The organism is Desulfatitalea tepidiphila, from assembly GCF_001293685.1.
GTDB classification, from domain to species: domain Bacteria; phylum Desulfobacterota; class Desulfobacteria; order Desulfobacterales; family Desulfosarcinaceae; genus Desulfatitalea; species Desulfatitalea tepidiphila.
In genome coordinates this window covers 577,640-594,189 of sequence record NZ_BCAG01000003.1, presented here as the reverse complement: position 1 = coordinate 594,189, position 16,550 = coordinate 577,640, and the positions used below count along the sequence as shown (strand labels likewise).

Genomic DNA, 16,550 nt, shown 5'->3' with positions numbered 1-16,550 from the left:
AGGTCATAACTGACCGAATTTAAAAGATGTTACCTCTGGACCCGGGAAGGACAGAGGTCATCATGACAGATTCCATTGACAATCCCGGCGGTCACGATATTTTGACACCCGAGGAGGTCGCCCTATACCTGCGCAAAAGCCCCAGCTGGGTGTACAAGCACTGGCAGGCGTTGGGCGGCAGGAAACTCGGAGGTTCTCTGCTCTTCCCCAGAAAGGAGGACCTCTATGAGCGTTTATTCGGTAAAGGCAAAGGGATGGAGATACGACTTCACCCTGAACGGGACCAGGCACACAAGGGGCTGGTTCAAGACAAAAGGCGCCGCTCGAAAGGCGGAAAACGAACGAAGGGAGGAGATTGTAAATCCGGCGCCGCCGCCGATACAGTCCGAGACGATCCAGACCGACATGGCCTTCTTGGACTTGGTCAATAGACGGCTGGATCATGTGAGGGCATATAATTCGGTAACGCATTATCGGGATATCAAATATCATGGCAGACGATGGGTATCTCATTGGAAAGGCTTGATAGTCGGAGAAATAACAACGGAAATGATAGAGCTATTTCTCAAAGGCAGACTGGAAGTTTCCGCTCACGTTGCCAATAAAGAACTCCAATACCTGCGAGCTTTGTTCAATTTCGGAATCAAAAAGCGTTTCATCAATAATAATCCAACAGCAGGTATCGAGTTTTTTCCAATAGAGCGACGAAAAAAATACATCCCACCCAAAGACGATGTTCTCAAGGCGATATCTTCGGGTGATCCCGAAGCGCAGCAGTATTTGTGGACCATTATTCTGACAGCTGCGCGGGTCGGAGAAATCAATGCGCTGACCTGGGATGATGTCGATTTTGATCGGAAACTTGTGACCCTTTGGACCCGAAAGCGCAAAGGTGGAAATCGGGAACCGCGCGAGGTGCCGATGATTCAAAGGCTATACGACATCTTGCGGTATCGCTTCCACACCCGAAAGGACGACCTACCGTGGGTATTTTGGCATACCTATTGGAGTAGGAAAGTCGGGCAATGGGTCAAGGGGCCCTATGGCGAGCGAAAATCGCTCATGAAAGCCCTGTGCAAAGCTTCAGGGGTAAGATATTTCCGGTTTCATGCCCTCCGCCACCTGACCGCCTCGATGCTTGATGATCTTGGCGTCCCAATAGGCGTTATTCAGAGAATCTTGGGTCATCAAAATCGGCGAACGACTGAGATCTATCTTCACACCATCGGTGAGGCCGACAGAGAGGCCATGGCCAAACTTGAAGCCACTCAACTGCTCCAAGGCGACTTAACATCGTTATCTGAAGGGCCAACGAACAAACACTTGGCCTTTTGGCACAGAAAGGTAACGAAACGCCCACAATACAATGTATTGATGCGTGAAGTCGAACAACTCGGATATAAAGGTACTGGCCGAAAGTATGGTGTCAGCGATAACGCGATTCGCAAGTGGATCCGAGCCTACGAAAGCAGCCCGAAAGTGATCCAATAGTTAATGTCAGATGAGTGCAGGCAGGACAAATGGTTCGAAAAAGTCTCACACGGATTCTCACACAAAATAATAAAGGGATTAGCCTCATTTGGCTAACCCCTTGATTTTGTTGGCTCCCTGAGTAGGACTTGAACCTACAACCTAGTGGTTAACAGCCACCCGCTCTGCCGATTGAGCTATCAGGGATCGTGGTCGGGGCAGTGTGGCACCCCTGCTGAAAATTGGTCTTTTATAGAAACCGTGGCGACTTGTCAAGGGCTATTCGCAATTTTGAGGTCGCCGGAAAACTGTTTATTTTCATATGCTTCACACCTTGGCTGTGGCCTTGATGCGCAGGGAAAGCTCGTCCAGCTGAGCCTGAGCGGCTTCCGACGGTGCGCCGGTGAGCAGGCAGGCGGCCTTCTGGGTCTTGGGGAAGGCGATCACGTCGCGGATCGAGCTTTCGCGGCAGAGCAGCATCACCAGGCGGTCGAAGCCGAAGGCCAGGCCGCCGTGGGGCGGTGCGCCCGACTGCAGGGCGTCGAGCAGGAAGCCGAACTTGCCGCGGTAGGTCTCGGGCGCCATGCCCAGGATGTTGAACACTTTGGATTGCAGATCCATGTCGTGGATACGGATGCTGCCGCCGCCGATTTCGAAGCCGTTGAGGACAAGGTCGTAGGCGCGCGACCGCACGGAGACGGGATCGGTTTCCAGGCGGCCGTAATCCTCCTCCAGGGGTGCGGTGAACGGGTGGTGCAGGGCTTCGTAGCGTTTTTCGGTCTCGTCCCACTCGAACATGGGGAAGTGGGTGACCCAGGTGAAGGCGAAGGCATTTGGGTCGATCAGGCCGAGCTTGCGGCCGAGGTGGGCGCGCAGCTGGCCGATGGCCTCGTTGGCCACGGCGGGCTGATCGGCCATGAAGAAGACCAGGTCACCGGGCTGCATGCCGATGCGTTCGGCCATGCTGGCCTTCTCGTCGTCGGTGAAAAACTTGGCGATGGGCGACTGCCACTCGGTGTCGCGCACCTTGACGTAGGCCAGCCCCTTGGCTTTGTAGACGGCCACGAACTGGGTCAGGTCGTCGATCTCCTTGCGGGTCATGTCCACGCACCCCTTGGCGTTCAGGACCTTGACGATACCGCCCTTTTTGACCACGTCGGCGAAGACCTTGAAGCCGGAATCCTTGACGATGTCGGAGATTTCGACCAGCTCCATGCCGAAGCGGGTGTCGGGTTTGTCCAGGCCGTAGCGGGCCATGGCCTCCTGGTAGGTGAGGCGGGGCAGCGGCGTGGGTATGGTCACGCCGAGCACTTCCTGGAAAATGAAGGCGATCAGCCCTTCGGAGATGGCCATGATGTCCTCTTCGCCGATGAACGACATCTCCATATCGATCTGGGTGAATTCGGGCTGGCGGTCGGCGCGCAGGTCCTCGTCGCGGAAGCAGCGCACGATCTGGTAGTAGCGTTCGAAACCGGCCACCATGAGGAGCTGCTTGAAGAGTTGGGGCGACTGGGGCAGCGCGTAGAACTGGCCGGGGTTGACGCGGCTGGGCACCAGGTAGTCGCGGGCGCCTTCGGGCGTGCTGCGGGTCAGCACCGGGGTTTCGATGTCGAGAAAGCCGTTGCCGTTGAGGTATTGGCGCACGGCGGCGGCGGCCTTGTGGCGCAGGATGATGTTGCGCTGCAGGTGCGGACGGCGAAGATCCAGGTGGCGCTGGGCCAGGCGGATCGCCTCGGAGACCTCGGCCTCCTCTTCGATGGGAAACGGCGGCGTGGCGGCCGTGTTGAAGATCCGCAGCTCGGTGATCATCACCTCGATGGCGCCGGTCTGCAGGTTGGGATTGACCATGCCTTCGGGACGGTGGTCCACGCGGCCGCGCACGCCGATGACGTACTCGCTGCGCAGGGCGTGGGCCTTGGCGTGGACATCGGCGCTGATCTCTGGATTGAAGACCACCTGGGTGATGCCCTCGCGGTCGCGCAAATCCACGAATATGACGCCGCCGTGATCCCGGCGGCGCTGAACCCAGCCCATCAACACGACTTCCGATCCCACGTCCTGCGCGCCCAGTTGGTTGCCATGGTGGGTGCGTCTCATATCGCCAAGCAAATCAGCCAATTGCCTTACTCCTTATGTCATCATGGAAATTTATGTGTCGCGCTCATGGCGCCAGGCGCTGCCGCAATGCGTCGACGATGCCGTCGATGGGCAGCTCGGTCTGTTCTTTGGTGGCCATGTCGCGCAGCACGGCCTTGCCGGCGGCCAGTTCGTTCTCGCCCACGATGAGCACATGACCGGCGTCCAGCCGGTTGGCCCGCTTCATCTGGGCTTTGAGGCTCTTGTCGCCGTGCTCCATCTCTACATACAGGCCGGCGCCGCCCAGCCGCAGGGACCAGTCGAAGGCCGCGGCCCGGGCCGCGTCGCCGATGGCGGCGATGAACAGGGCCGGTCCGGCGGCGGTGATCTGCGTCTGCTGGCCGAGGATCTCCACGAGGCGGTCGAACCCGATGGCAAAGCCGATGGCCGGGGTGGCCGGTCCGCCCAGGGCTTGGACCAGGCCGTCGTAGCGGCCGCCGCCGGCCACGGCGCTCTGGGCGCCCAGGGCCGTGGTCTGGATTTCGAAGGTGGTGCGGGTGTAGTAATCGAGCCCGCGCACCAGCCGCTTGTCCAGGACGAACGGGATGCCGTGGGCGGTGAGGGCGCCCGTGACGGTGTCGAAATGGGCCCGGCAGGCGTCGCAGAGGTAATCGATGATGGCCGGCGCGCCGGCCACGGCCTCGCGGCATCCGGGCACCTTGCAATCGAGCACGCGCAGCGGGTTGTTCGCCTTGCGGCGGCGGCAGTCGCTGCACAGTTGCTCTTCCACGCCGTCGAGCAGGTCGAGCAGGGCCTGCCTGAAACGCGGCCGGCAATCCGGGCAGCCCAGGGAGTTGATGAGCACCTGGGTATCCTGCACGCCGAGCCGCTCGAACAGGGTGTGCAGCATGTAGATCATCTGGGCGTCGACCAGGGGGCTTTCGATGCCGAAGGCTTCCGCATCGATCTGGTAAAACTGGCGGTAGCGGCCCTTCTGGGGGCGTTCGCGACGGAACATGGGGCCGATGGTGTAGAACTTGCGCACCGGGTCGTCGGCGTACATTTTGTGTTGGATATAGGCCCGCACGATGGAGGCGGTGGCTTCCGGACGCAGGGTGAGCGTGTCGCCGCCGCGGTCGACGAAGGTGTACATCTCCTTTTCGACGATGTCCGTGTCCTCGCCGATGCTGCGGGCGAACAGCTCGGTCTTCTCCATGATGGGAACGCGGATCTCCCCGTAGCCGAAATCACCCAGCAGGGATGCGGCCGTGCGCTCGATGTGCTGCCAGAGCGCCGTCTCGGCCGGCAGAATATCCTTGAATCCGCGAATGAGCTGTATCATTTAATATACCTGAATCTATTATTGACCTTGGTGTCCGATCCCGGTGTCCGAACCCGGCGGGCACGCCGTGAGGCCCGCCGTTTTTCATCCGGATGCGCCTCGCGCGGCGGCACCCGTTACATAAACTGTCTCTGATAGCCCATGTGGCGTAACAGAGTCAACAACAAAGGAAAATTTGACTTTTGGGGGCCTTTTGGATAGCGTGGTTTCATGGCTTTGGGGCGTCTTTCAGACAAACGATAACATTTTCAAATCAGGCGACGAAACAATCCATGCGTCCGTCGGACGGCGGTGGTGTTGCCATCGGGACGCAGTGACCGGTTGGGATGTTGCCGGGATAAAATCATGATCATAGGATTGGATGTCGGCGGCACCCACACGGATGTGGCCCTGATCAGCCAGAAAGGCATCGAAAAGGAAGTCAAGGTCCTCACCGACGAAAACCACCTGTTCGAAACCGTGCTCACCGGTCTTGAAAAAGTGACCGAGGGGGTCGATCCCAAAGAGATCCGCAGAGCGGTTCTCAGCACCACCCTGGCGGCCAATCTCATCGTCCAACACAAACTGCCGCCGGTGGGCATGATCGTGGCCGGCGGGCCGGGCATCGATCCCCGGGAGTTCCGCACCAACGAGGACTTTCACGTGGTGCGCGGCGCCATGGACCACCGCGGCCGGGAAATCGAAACTCTGGATGATTTCGAGATCGCCATGGTGGCCCAGAATCTCAAGAAAAAGGGGGTTCGCTATGCGGGGGTGGCCACCAAGTTTTCGGTGCACAATCCGGAGCACGAGAAGCACATCGCCAGCCTGATCTCTCCGCTGTTCGAGCGGGTCTTCATGGGCCACCAGTTGTCGGGCAGCCTCAACTTTCCCCGGCGCATCGCCACCACCTATTTGAATGCCGCCGTCTACCCGGTCCACAAGGCGTTCTTCGAAGCGGTCAAACAGTCCCTGGTCAAAAAGGGGCTCGATGTGCCGATCCGCATTCTCAAGCCGGACGGCGGGAACATGAGTTTCGATTCGTCGTTCAACGATCCGGCCCTGTCGATCCTCTCCGGCCCCTCGGCCAGCGTCATGGGGGCCCTGGCCTATGCGCCCAGCAGCGGCGCCTCGCTGGTCCTGGATATCGGCGGCACGACCACGGACATGGCCCTGCTCATCGACGGGGTTCCCCTGCTGGATCCGTTGGGAATCGAAATCAGCCCGTATAAAACCTTGATTCGCGCGCTGCACACCCAATCCATCGGTGTGGGCGGCGACAGCGTGATCCACGAGCAGGACGGGGTGCTGACGATCGGTCCGGAACGCCAGGGCCGCGCCATGGCCTACGGCGGGCCGGTGCCGACCCCGACGGACGCCTTTTGTGTTCTGGGGCTGGTCAGCGGCGGCGATCGTTCGCGCGCCGTTCAAGGCTTGCAGCCCATCGCGGACCGGCTCAAGGTCTCTGTGGAAGAGGCGTCCGTGCAGATTTTCGATCAGGCCTGCCGGCAGATTCTGGACGGCGCGCAGCAGATGATCGACCGCGTCAACAGCAAGCCGGTCTACACGGTTCACGAGCTGTGGGAAGGCAGCGAGATCAAACCGCGCCATCTGATGATTCTCGGCGGACCGGCGCCCCAGTTCGCCGAAAAGCTGATGACCCTGTTCGACGGCAGCGTCAGCGTGGTGCCCCATTGGCAGGTGGCCAACGCCGTGGGCTGCGCCCTGGCCCGCACCACCTGCGAGGTGATGCTCTTTGCCGACACGGCCCAGCAGGTGGCCGTGGCGGCCGGCGAAAAGGCGCGGCGGGACATCCCGCGCAGCTTCAGCCTGGAGGACGCGGAGCAGTTGACGCTGGACCTGCTGCGTGAAAAGGCGCTGCAGCGCGGCGCCAATCCCGATCATCTCGAAATGGAGGTGATCGAGTCGTACCAGTTCAACATGATCCGCGGGTTTCACACCATCGGCAAGAACATCCGGGTGAGGGCCCAGATCAAGCCGGGGCTCATCGCCGGGTACGACCCGATCGCGGGGAAGTTGCGGCGGGAAGATTTGTAGTAAAGTTTTAAGTGTTAAGTTTAAAGTGTTAAGCGGTTGTATGCGATCTGATTCTAATGGCTCTATTTTATCCGGACGGCTTTTGTTCTGCCGGCTCCAACGCGATATCGATTTCAAAATAGCGCCCATCCATAAACAGGTGGTCTAAAACCATGCTACTCACCAAGAAGAAAACCGGCCTCGTCTTCTTTCCGGCCTTTGACTGGGCCATCGACCCGTCGCATCCGGAGCGCGAAGAACGGCTGCTCTATACCCAGGACCAGGTGTTCGAGGAGGGGTTGCTGGATATCGACGGCATCACGGAATTCAAGCCGGACCTGGTCAACATCAAGGATGTGCAACGGGTGCACTTCTGCGTGCCGGACCCCTGGACGGTGATGACCGAGTCCCACTTCATCAGCGCCGGGGGAGCCAAGACCATCGGCATGGCGTTGATGGACGGCAAGATCGAGCGCGGATTCGCCCTGGTACGGCCGCCGGGCCATCACGCCAACCGGGTGGTGCACGGCGCCCGGGGGTTCTGCAACGTCAACATCGAAGCCATCATGATCGAGTACCTGCGGCGCGCCTACGGCGTGGACCGGGTGGCCATCGTGGACACCGACTGCCACCACGGCGACGGCACCCAGGACATCTACTGGCACGATCCGGACACCCTGTTCATCTCCCTGCACCAGGACGGCCGCACGCTCTACCCGGGATCGGGGTTTCTCGACGAGATGGGCGGCCCCAACGCCGTGGGGCTGACGGTGAACATTCCCCTGCCGCCGCAGACGTCGGACGAGGGATTTCTCTACACGATCCGTGAGGTGGTGATGCCCATCCTGGACGATTTCAAGCCCGAGTTGATCATCAACTCGGCCGGCCAGGACAACCACTACTCCGACCCGATCACCAACATGAACTTTTCGGCGCAGGGCTATGCCGAGCTGACCGAAATGCTGCAGGCCGACATCGCCGTGCTCGAGGGCGGCTACGCCATCGAGGGCGCCCTGCCCTATGTCAACACCGGCATCATTCTGGCCATGGCCGGCCTCGACTACCACCACCTGCGCGAACCGGACTTCGACCCGGAACGCTACCAGCAAAGCGCGGCCACCACCCGCTGGATCGAACAGACCGGCCTGCGGGTGCTCAAGCAGTGGCGGCAGCGCAAGGCCCTGGCCGAAAAGGTCCGGGTCGGCCCGAACATCCACCAGCGGTCCCGGCGCATCTTCTACGACACGGACAACATCTACGAGGTGCAATCCGAATCGATCCGCGTCTGCGACGAGTGCGCCGGCGCCCTGCGCATCGAATCGTCGTCGGACAGGGATGTCGCCATCCTGGCGGTGCACCTGCCGCGCAAGGCGTGTCCGGCCTGCCGGGCCCAGGCCTACGAATGGTACGAATCGGCCAACCTGGCCCGCTTCGACCATGTGTTTCTCCAGGACCGGCCCGAAGACAAGTACCTCGAGCGCAAGAAAGGCGACGCCTGATCGTCGATGGGCCTCATGGCAGCGATCCCCCCATCGGCACGGTTTCGAAACCTGGCGCAACGCGCCCGGATCATCGCCGCGTTGCGTGATTTTTTCACCGGCCAGGGCTACCTGGAGGTCGATACGCCGGTTCGCATCCCGGCGCCGGCCCCGGAGACGCACATCGACGCCGAGCCGGCCGGCGACTGGTACCTGCAGACCTCTCCTGAACTGTGCATGAAGCGCATGCTGGCCGACGGGTTCACCCGGATCTATCAAATCTGCAAATGCTTTCGCACCGGCGAGCGCGGCCGGCGCCACCTGCCGGAATTGACGATGCTGGAATGGTACACGGCCGGCGAGGATTACACCCACATGATGGCCCAGTGCGAGGCGCTGGTCCCGCACGTGGCGGCAGCGCTCGGGTCGCCGCTCCAATTGAGCTACCAGGGCCGCACCATCGACTTTCGGCCGCCGTGGCCGCGCATGAGCGTGGACGATGCCTTCCGGACCTGGGGCGGCTGCTCCGCGTCGGCGGCGCTCGACAGCGGGCGCTTCGACGAGATCATGGGCCTGGTCATCGAACCGCAACTGGGCTGGCCCCGGCCGGTGATCCTGTATGACTATCCGGCGGCCTGCGGCGCCCTGGCGCGGCTGAAGCCCGGGCAACCGGACCTGGCCGAACGCTTCGAGCTGTACATCGCGGGCATCGAGCTGTGCAACGCCTTCACCGAATTGACCGATCCCGTCGAACAGCGCCAGCGGTTCGCCGCCGAGAGCGAACGGCGCCGGGCCGCCGGAAAGGCGGTTTACCCGGCCCCCGAACGGTTCCTGCGCGACCTGGAACGGATGCCCGCGGCCACGGGCAATGCCCTGGGCGTCGACCGCCTGGCGATGCTCCTGACCGACAGCGATCGCATCGACGACGTGGTCGCCTTCGTTCCCGAAACGCTGTAGATCGGTTTCCCCCCTTTTTCGCGAGGTCCAAATGGAAGAACATCGCCACCCCGACATCATTTCAAAAGCCGTCGAGACGGCCGAAAAGTGGCTGTCGCGCGCCATTGCGTTGACGACCGAAGAAGAAAAAGAGAGCCAGGCGCAACTGGCGCGGCTGCTCGACCATCCCCAGGACAAAGTCGTCCTGATCCAGCTGCTCGACCGCTGCTTTCGAACGCGCGACAAGCGCCGGGTGGCCGACCAGATCGCCGCCATTCTCAAAACCCGCGGGGTGCCGCATTTCTTCTCGGCCAAAGAGAAGGTGCTGGCCGAGATGTTTCTGACCCTGGGACGCCACCTGCCCTTCTGGACCGTGCCCAAGATGGTCGAGAAGATGCGCCGCGACACGCGGCGGGTCATCATCGACGGCGATCCCGGCGCCCTGCGCGCGCATTTGCGGCAGCGGCGCGCGGAAGGGGTGCGCATGAACATCAACCACCTGGGCGAGGCGGTGCTGGGCGAAGCGGAAGCCGCCCGCCGCCTGCAGGCCTATCTGGCGGATCTCGAACGCCCGGACATCGAGGCGATCTCGGTGAAGATCTCCACCATCTACTCCCAGATCGAACCGCTGGCCATGCGGCACGGCGTGGAGATCCTGTCGGACCGTCTGGCGGCCTTGTACCATGCGGCCCAATCCCACGGCTTCGAGCGCAACGACGGGGCCAGCGTGCCCAAGCTGGTCTACCTGGACATGGAGGCGTTCTGCGACCTGGAGATGACCGTGGCGGCATTCACCCAGACCCTGGAGCAGGCGGACCTGATCGACTGCAACGCCGGCATCGTGCTGCAGGCCTACCTGCCGGATTCCTATTTCATCCAGCAACGGCTCACCGAATGGGCCCGCCGGCGGGTCTCCGGGGGCGGCAGCCCGATCACCCTGCGCCTCGTCAAGGGAGCCAACATGGAGATGGAACTGCTGGAAGCGGCCCACCGCAACTGGCCCCCGGCAATCTTCGACACCAAACTCGACACCGACGCCAACTACATCCGCATGGTGCGGTTCGGCCTGCGGCCCGAACATGCGCCGGCCGTGCACCTGGGCATCGCGTCGCACAACCTGTTCGACCTGGCCTATGCCTGGCACACGGCCCAGGCCAATGGGGTGGCGCCGCACTGCCATTTCGAGATGCTCGAAGGCATGGCCGATCCGATCTGGCGGGCCTTGCGCGAAGAGGACCTGGAGGTGCTGCTCTACGCGCCGGTGGCCGACCGGGACGACTTCATCAACGCCCTGGCCTACCTGGTCCGCCGCCTGGACGAAAACACGGCGCCGGACAATTTTCTGCGCCATGCGCCCGGCCTGAAGCCCGGCTCCGCCGACTGGCGCCGCCTCGGCGCCCGGTTCGAGGCGGCCTGCGCCCGCCCGGAACCTGCCGGGCCCGTCACCCACCGCGTGCAGGACCACCGGACGGAACGCTTTCCCAAAGAGATGGGCAGCTGGTTCGAAGGCGAATTCCACAACGAACCGGACACGGATTGGAGCCTGGCCGCCAACCGGCACTGGGCCGAAACCATCCGGGAGCGCTGGATGGCCGCATCGGACAGCCCGCCGATGGAGATCCCCCTGGTGGTCGACGGCCGGGAGATACACGACGACCGCGAGGTGCGTCCGTGCTTCGACCCGTCGCGGCTCCCCCAGCGCATCCCGGTCGCCCGCTTCCGCCTGGCGACGATCCAGGACGTCGATGCGGCCGTGGCTGCGGCCTCGGCGGATACCGACGGATGGCGCAACCTGCCGCTGGACGAGCGGCACTACATCCTTTCGGCCGTGGCCGCCGAACTGCGCAAGGCGCGGGGCGACCTGATCGGCGCGGCCGCCGCCGGCACCGGCAAGCTCTTCACCGAGGCGGATCCCGAGGTGTCGGAAGCCGTCGATTTCGCGGAGTACTATCCCCATTCGGCGCGCGCCTTCGCGGAGATGCCCAACTTGACCTTCCGGGGCAAAGGGGTGGGCGCAGTGATCTCGCCGTGGAATTTTGCCATCGCCATCCCGTGCGGCGGTCTGATCGCCGCGCTGGCCGCCGGCAACACGGTGGTGTTCAAGCCCTCGAGCGAGGCCGTGCCGGTGGCCTGGGTGCTGTGCCAATGCTTCTGGCGGGCGGGCGTCTCCCGGCGCGCGCTGCAGTTCGTGCCCTGCTCGGGCGAGTCGGCCGGCGCGCACCTGGCCGGCCACCCGGGCGTCGATTTCGTGATCCTCACCGGCGGCACCGCCACCGGGCTGGCCATGCTCCGCGCCAGGCCCGACCTGGCGCTGCATGCCGAAACCGGCGGCAAGAACGCCACCATCGTCACGGCCATGGCCGACCGGGACCAGGCGATCAAGCATGTCGTCCATTCGGCCTTCAGCAACGGCGGCCAGAAATGTTCGGCCACCTCCCTGCTGATCCTGGAAAAGGAGGTCTACGACGATGAAGATTTCGAACGCAAACTGGTGGACGCGGTCCGAAGCCGGCCGGTGGGCGCCTGCTGGGACTTTTCCAACCGCATGGGGCCGCTGATCCATCCCCCGGCCGGCCGCCTCGAACGGGCGTTGACGCGCCTGGAACCCCTGGAGCGCTGGGCCCTGGAGCCCCGGCAAGACCCGGACAATCCGCACCTCTGGACACCGGGCATCAAATACGGGGTGCAGCCGGGCAGCGTGACCCACACCACCGAATTCTTCGGTCCGCTGCTGGGGGTGATGTGCGCCGACGACCTGGAACATGCCGTCGAGCTGGCCAACCAGACCGGCTACGGCCTCACCGCCGGCCTGGAGAGCCTGGACGAGCGCGAGCAGGCCTATTGGAAGGCCTCCGTGCGGGCCGGCAATCTTTACATCAACCGGGGGACTACGGGAGCGGTCACCTTGCGCCAGCCGTTCGGCGGCATGGGCAAGTCGGCCCTGGGGCCGGGCATCAAAGCCGGGGGGCCCAACTACGTCCTGCAGTTCATGGCGGTTTCCGAAACCGCGCCGCCGCGCGTGGATGCGATCCGCGCAGCCCACCCCCTGCTGAGCCGGATTCAGGCCTGGCAGGCCGGCCTGCGATGGGGCCGGCTGGCGGAATGGGCCGATGACCTGCAAAAGACCAGCCGCGCCGTCAAAAGCTATCTATTTCAATGGGAGCAGGAGTTCGGGGTCGAAAAAGACTATTTCCATCTGCGAGGCCAGGACAACATCCACCGCTACCGGCCCATCGGCGCCATCGTCGTCCGCCTGCACCCCGACGACACCCTGTTCGACGCGCTGGCTCGGGTGGCGGCCGCCCGCATCGCCGGCAACACCGTGGTTGTGAGCATTCCCGGCAACATGCACAGCCCGGTGATCGAATTCCTCGAAGGTCGGGAAGGTCGGGATTTTCTGGGGCCCGCCCGGTTGGATCGGCAGTCCGACGAACAGCTCGCCGCTTCGCTCTCCCCGGATGTGCGGGTCCGATATGCCGCGCCGGAGCGGGTGCCGGCCGACATCCTCGCCGCGGCCGCCCGCGGCGGGCACTACATCGCCCGCGCCGCCGTGCTGATGGAAGGGCGCCTGGAATTGCTCCACTACGTGCGGAACCAGTCGGTCTGCGACAACTTCCACCGCTACGGCAACCTGGGGTTCAGGGCCATGGCCGACACTAGCGAGGCCGGCTGAAGCGGTCATCCGAGCGCAGCGTCTTCTCCACGCCCTGTTTGCCTTCCAGCCAACCGGTAGCCGTCACCCGGGGCGCATCGAACGAGGGCACGTAGGGCTTGAGATCGATCAGGGGGGTGCCGTCCAGCACATCGATATTGCGGACGTGCAGGATGTTGGCTTCCCGCCGGACGAGGGAAACCACGGACAGGCCGACGGGATTGGGCCGGCGCGGCGCGCGGGTGGCGAACAGACCGCGCAGCTGGTCGTCGAGAAAGGGTTTTACGCGCAGCTCGAATCCCCGGCTCCGGTGAAACAGGTAGATTAAAATGATGTGGGAAAATCCCTCGATATCCGCCAGTCCCTCGGCGTAAGCCTCGTCGATGGTGATCACGCCCGCAGTCTCGGCCGCACCACCCGGCTGGATGGGCATATCCTCGGCCTTCTGGTAGGGAGTGGAGATGATGCCGATAGGATGAATTTCAATGGCTGCCATGGGTCTCTCTTCTTTTTGGGCCACAGTGCACCGGTTCAGGCGACCGCCCGGGGTCAAGTCTCTTCGTTCGCTGCGCGGCCGGCCGTGAACATCATGAACAGGACCGTGCCGCACGCCATCAGGATCGCGCCGACCAGGAAGGCGTAGCGCAGCTGGAACCAGTCCATCAGCAGTCCGGCGCCCACCGAGCCGACAAACATACCGATGCTGTGGGCCATGGTCAATAGGGATATGATCGATCCCATGGCAGCGGTCTGCTGGCCCTTGGTCACGGCCATGGCCATGAGGGCCGGCATGGCCGTTCCGCCGCCCAGGCCGAAGAGAATGCTGACCACAAACAGGTATTCGTAGCTGTAAGCGTGCTGATAGGCCAGCATGGCCGCACCGGCCAGCACGCCGCCCACGACCACCATGGCCGTGCGACTGACTTTGTCGGCCAGCTTGCCCATGGGCAGTTGCACCGCCCCGGAGACGAGCACGCCGAGCATCACCAGCACACCGATCCTGGCGCTGCTCAGGTGCAGCTCCGTGTCGGCCAGGACCGGCAGAAAGCCCCAGATCACACCGATGCCGGCCGTGTAGGCGAGTCGGAAGATAAAAAGTCCGGCCACGGTTCGATCGGAGACGATGGCGCGCCAGGACAGCGGCGGCCGGCGGCGCAAAACGACGGCCTCTTCCCGTCGGGGGGGCAACAGCCACAGGCACAGGACGAAGCCGATCAGCGAAAGCACCCCCATGCAGACGAAGGTGGCCCGCAGGCTCCAGTGGTCGTTGATCAGCCCGCCCACCACCGGACCCAATCCCAGCCCCAGGAACAGGGACATGTTGAACAGCCCCATCATGAAGCCCTCCCGGCCCGGCGGCGTGATGTCGCCCACATAGGCCTGCACCACGGGCATGATCATGGCCGAGGCGATGCCCTGCAGGAAGCGGATGATCACGAGCTGAAGCACGCTGGTGGTCACCACGAAGGCCGCCGACACCAGCGTGTAGGCCATCAACCCCACGACGATAAAGGGTTTGCGCCCCTTGCGGTCCGAAAGTCTTCCGAAATAGGGCAGGAAGAAGGTGCGGGATATGGAAAAGGCGCCGAAGATCAGCCCGATGTAAATGCCGGCGGCCCCCATGTCGTGGGCGTAGACCGGCAGCAGCGGCACCACGATGCCCACCCCGGTGATGGTTGAAAACAGGGCGAAGAAAAGCGTCGCGAAGATGGGTTTATTCATTTGTGGCACCGGGGGGACGTCGGGTGGCAAATCTTCGAGTGTGCATGAGGGCCTTTTTTTAATCGAGTTTTAAGTGAAAGTTTTAAGTTTAAAGATTAAAGTTTAAAGTGAAGGAATTCTGTCGATTATATAATGGTGGAATCCACCGTCTAATACTTGAAAATCAGCGTCATTGTTTTAACGATGCTGCGGGCGGGGATAAATCCTGCCCCTGCAACACCCGGCTATGGCAACTGCCGGTATTGCAAGAAGACCTCGTAGGGGCGGGCTTTATGCCCGCCCTCAGTGGCCAGCTTAAGTTAACGACATTGAGTTTAAAGTTTAATGTGATGGTGCCCTGTCGATTTTATAATGACAGAATTCCACCACTTAACACTTTACACTGAACACTTTAAACTTCCTTTTTAATCTTCTCCAACACCGTCTCCACCTGGCTCCTGATCTCCGCCAAGCGCTCCTGCGACAATGCTTCGAAGCGCAATACCAGGGCCGGCTGTGTGTTGGAGGCGCGCACCAGGCCCCATCCGTTGTCGAAGAGGACGCGCACGCCGTCGATGTCGATGACCTTTTCGCGCTGGCGGAAGTATTCCGTGACGCGGGCTACCACATCGAACTTGATGTCGTCGGGACAATCCATCCGGATTTCCGGCGTGTTGCAGGTCTTGGGGACATCGGCCAGAAGTTGGGCGATGGTTTTTCTCTCGGCGGCCAGGATCTCCAGCAGGCGGCAGGCCGCATAGGTCGCGTCGTCGAATCCCATGTAGCGGTCGGCGAAGAAAAGATGCCCGCTCATCTCGCCGGCCAGTTCGGCCTTCACCTCCTTCATCTTCTTCTTGATCATGGAGTGGCCAGTTTTCCACATGATGGCCCGTCCGCCATGCTTTTCGATGTCGTCGTACATGGTCTGGGAGCATTTGACCTCGGAGACGAAGGTGGCGCCCGGCTTGCGGCCGAGTATTTCCCGGCTGAAAAGGATCATGAGCTGATCGCCGTAGACGAGGCTGCCGTCGGCATCCACCACGCCGAGGCGATCGCCGTCGCCATCGAAACCGAGGCCCACGTCCAGCCCCTTCTCCTTGACCAACGCGACCAGTTCGGCCATGTTGGCCGCCACCGTGGGATCGGCCTCGTGGTTGGGAAAGGTGCCGTCCATCTCGGTGTAGAGTTCGTGCACCTCGCAGCCCAGGTTCTCGATGATCGGTACGGCTGTGATGCCGGCGGTCCCGTTGCCCGCGTCCAGCCCTACCCGCAGCGGCCGCCGCAGCTCGATATTGTCCAACACATGCTCGATGTAGTCGGGCAGGATTTCGTAGGATTCGACGGCCCCGGCGCCTTTCTGGAACGCCCCCTCATCGATGATCGCGCGAACCTGCTGGATCTGTTCCCCGAAGACCGAATCCACCCCGCTGCAAATTTTAAAGCCGTTGTACTCGGGCGGATTGTGGCTGGCGGTGACCATCACCGCCCCTTCGGTCTCCAGGTGGCGGATGGCGAAGTAGGAGACCGGGGTGGGGCAGACGCCGATGTCCACCACCCGGCAGCCGGTGGCCACCAGCCCTTCGATGATCCGTTCGGCGTATTCATCCGAGGTCGTTCGGCAATCCCGCCCCACGGCGACGTGCCGGTTGCCCTGCTGCTGCAGATAGGTACCGATGCCCTGGCCGATGCGCATCACATCATCGGCCGTCATGTCCTTGCCGGCAATGCCGCGGATATCGTATTGACGAAATATTTCAGGATTGATCATCGATGATGGCTCCTTGTTTAGAAGAAGAGTTTAAAGTGTTAAGTTTTAAGTGTTAAGTGAAGGAATGCTGTCTATTATAGATGCAGCCATGTAATGTTCAATCTACCCCAA

10 protein-coding genes and 1 tRNA gene are annotated in these 16,550 nt (G+C 62.2%); 5 read left to right on the top strand and 6 right to left on the bottom strand.

The genetic code is table 11. The annotated features are described in order from the left end of the window. The first annotated feature begins 225 nt into the window (after positions 1–225). Entirely contained in the window at positions 226–1,491 is a 1,266-nt protein-coding gene (locus DFT_RS07215) for a tyrosine-type recombinase/integrase (protein ID WP_076750432.1), read from the top strand. Positions 1,492–1,601: 110 nt separating this feature from the next. On the opposite strand, the gene DFT_RS07210 is transcribed toward DFT_RS07215, so the two are convergent. The 3 genes from DFT_RS07210 to hisS form a co-directional block, all read right to left on the bottom strand. Beyond that, a tRNA-Asn gene (locus DFT_RS07210) sits at positions 1,602–1,677 on the bottom strand. 120 nt (positions 1,678–1,797) lie between these two features. Further along, the gene (aspS, locus tag DFT_RS07205) at positions 1,798–3,588 is read right to left on the bottom strand and encodes an aspartate--tRNA ligase (RefSeq protein ID WP_054030546.1); all 1,791 of its coding nucleotides are present in this window, start codon (positions 3,586–3,588) and stop codon (positions 1,798–1,800) included. Positions 3,589–3,631: 43 nt separating this feature from the next. Next, complete coding sequence (hisS, locus tag DFT_RS07200) at positions 3,632–4,888, bottom strand: histidine--tRNA ligase (protein WP_054030545.1); 1,257 nt, start codon at positions 4,886–4,888, stop codon at positions 3,632–3,634. 345 nt (positions 4,889–5,233) lie between these two features. Here hisS and DFT_RS07195 point away from each other — a divergent pair, with 345 nt between their 5' ends. The 4 genes from DFT_RS07195 to DFT_RS07180 all read left to right on the top strand — a co-directional run bounded on the left by DFT_RS07195 (position 5,234) and on the right by DFT_RS07180 (position 12,991). Then, positions 5,234–6,925 (top strand): hydantoinase/oxoprolinase family protein, encoded by a 1,692-nt coding sequence (locus DFT_RS07195; RefSeq protein WP_054030544.1) that lies wholly within the window; start codon positions 5,234–5,236, stop codon positions 6,923–6,925. 152 nt (positions 6,926–7,077) lie between these two features. Continuing rightward, positions 7,078–8,403 (top strand): histone deacetylase family protein, encoded by a 1,326-nt coding sequence (locus tag DFT_RS07190; protein WP_054030543.1) that lies wholly within the window; start codon positions 7,078–7,080, stop codon positions 8,401–8,403. 15 nt (positions 8,404–8,418) lie between these two features. Next, a complete protein-coding gene (gene epmA / locus DFT_RS07185) occupies positions 8,419–9,339 on the top strand; it encodes an EF-P lysine aminoacylase EpmA (RefSeq protein WP_054032397.1) in 921 nt (306 codons plus the stop codon). Between the two features lie 31 nt (positions 9,340–9,370). After that, a complete protein-coding gene (locus DFT_RS07180; RefSeq protein WP_054030542.1) occupies positions 9,371–12,991 on the top strand; it encodes a proline dehydrogenase family protein in 3,621 nt (1,206 codons plus the stop codon). On the opposite strand, the gene tsaA is transcribed toward DFT_RS07180, so the two are convergent. From tsaA to DFT_RS07165, 3 genes are all read right to left on the bottom strand, one after another. After that, entirely contained in the window at positions 12,975–13,466 is a 492-nt protein-coding gene (gene tsaA, locus DFT_RS07175; protein WP_054032396.1) for a tRNA (N6-threonylcarbamoyladenosine(37)-N6)-methyltransferase TrmO, read from the bottom strand. The two genes, DFT_RS07180 and tsaA, sit on opposite strands and share 17 nt — an antisense overlap. A gap of 53 nt (positions 13,467–13,519) precedes the next feature. Next, on the bottom strand, positions 13,520–14,692 hold the full coding sequence (locus tag DFT_RS07170) for an MFS transporter (protein ID WP_054030541.1): 1,173 nt from the start codon (positions 14,690–14,692) through the stop codon (positions 13,520–13,522). 391 nt (positions 14,693–15,083) lie between these two features. After that, positions 15,084–16,439, bottom strand: coding sequence for a phosphomannomutase/phosphoglucomutase (locus DFT_RS07165; RefSeq protein ID WP_369688306.1), 1,356 nt, complete (start codon positions 16,437–16,439; stop codon positions 15,084–15,086). Positions 16,440–16,550 lie beyond the last annotated feature (111 nt).

Excerpts from the sequence above, each read along its gene's own strand:
- DFT_RS07190 (WP_054030543.1), top strand. The coding sequence starts at position 7,078 with ATGCTACTCACCAAGAAGAAAACCGGCCTCGTCTTCTTTCCGGCCTTT.
- tsaA (WP_054032396.1), bottom strand. The coding sequence starts at position 13,466 with ATGGCAGCCATTGAAATTCATCCTATCGGCATCATCTCCACTCCCTAC.
- DFT_RS07195 (WP_054030544.1), top strand. The coding sequence starts at position 5,234 with ATGATCATAGGATTGGATGTCGGCGGCACCCACACGGATGTGGCCCTG.
- epmA (WP_054032397.1), top strand. The coding sequence starts at position 8,419 with ATGGCAGCGATCCCCCCATCGGCACGGTTTCGAAACCTGGCGCAACGC.
- DFT_RS07170 (WP_054030541.1), bottom strand. The coding sequence starts at position 14,692 with ATGAATAAACCCATCTTCGCGACGCTTTTCTTCGCCCTGTTTTCAACC.
- DFT_RS07180 (WP_054030542.1), top strand. The coding sequence starts at position 9,371 with ATGGAAGAACATCGCCACCCCGACATCATTTCAAAAGCCGTCGAGACG.
- hisS (WP_054030545.1), bottom strand. The coding sequence starts at position 4,888 with ATGATACAGCTCATTCGCGGATTCAAGGATATTCTGCCGGCCGAGACG.
- DFT_RS07215 (WP_076750432.1), top strand. The coding sequence starts at position 226 with ATGAGCGTTTATTCGGTAAAGGCAAAGGGATGGAGATACGACTTCACC.
- DFT_RS07165 (WP_369688306.1), bottom strand. The coding sequence starts at position 16,439 with ATGATCAATCCTGAAATATTTCGTCAATACGATATCCGCGGCATTGCC.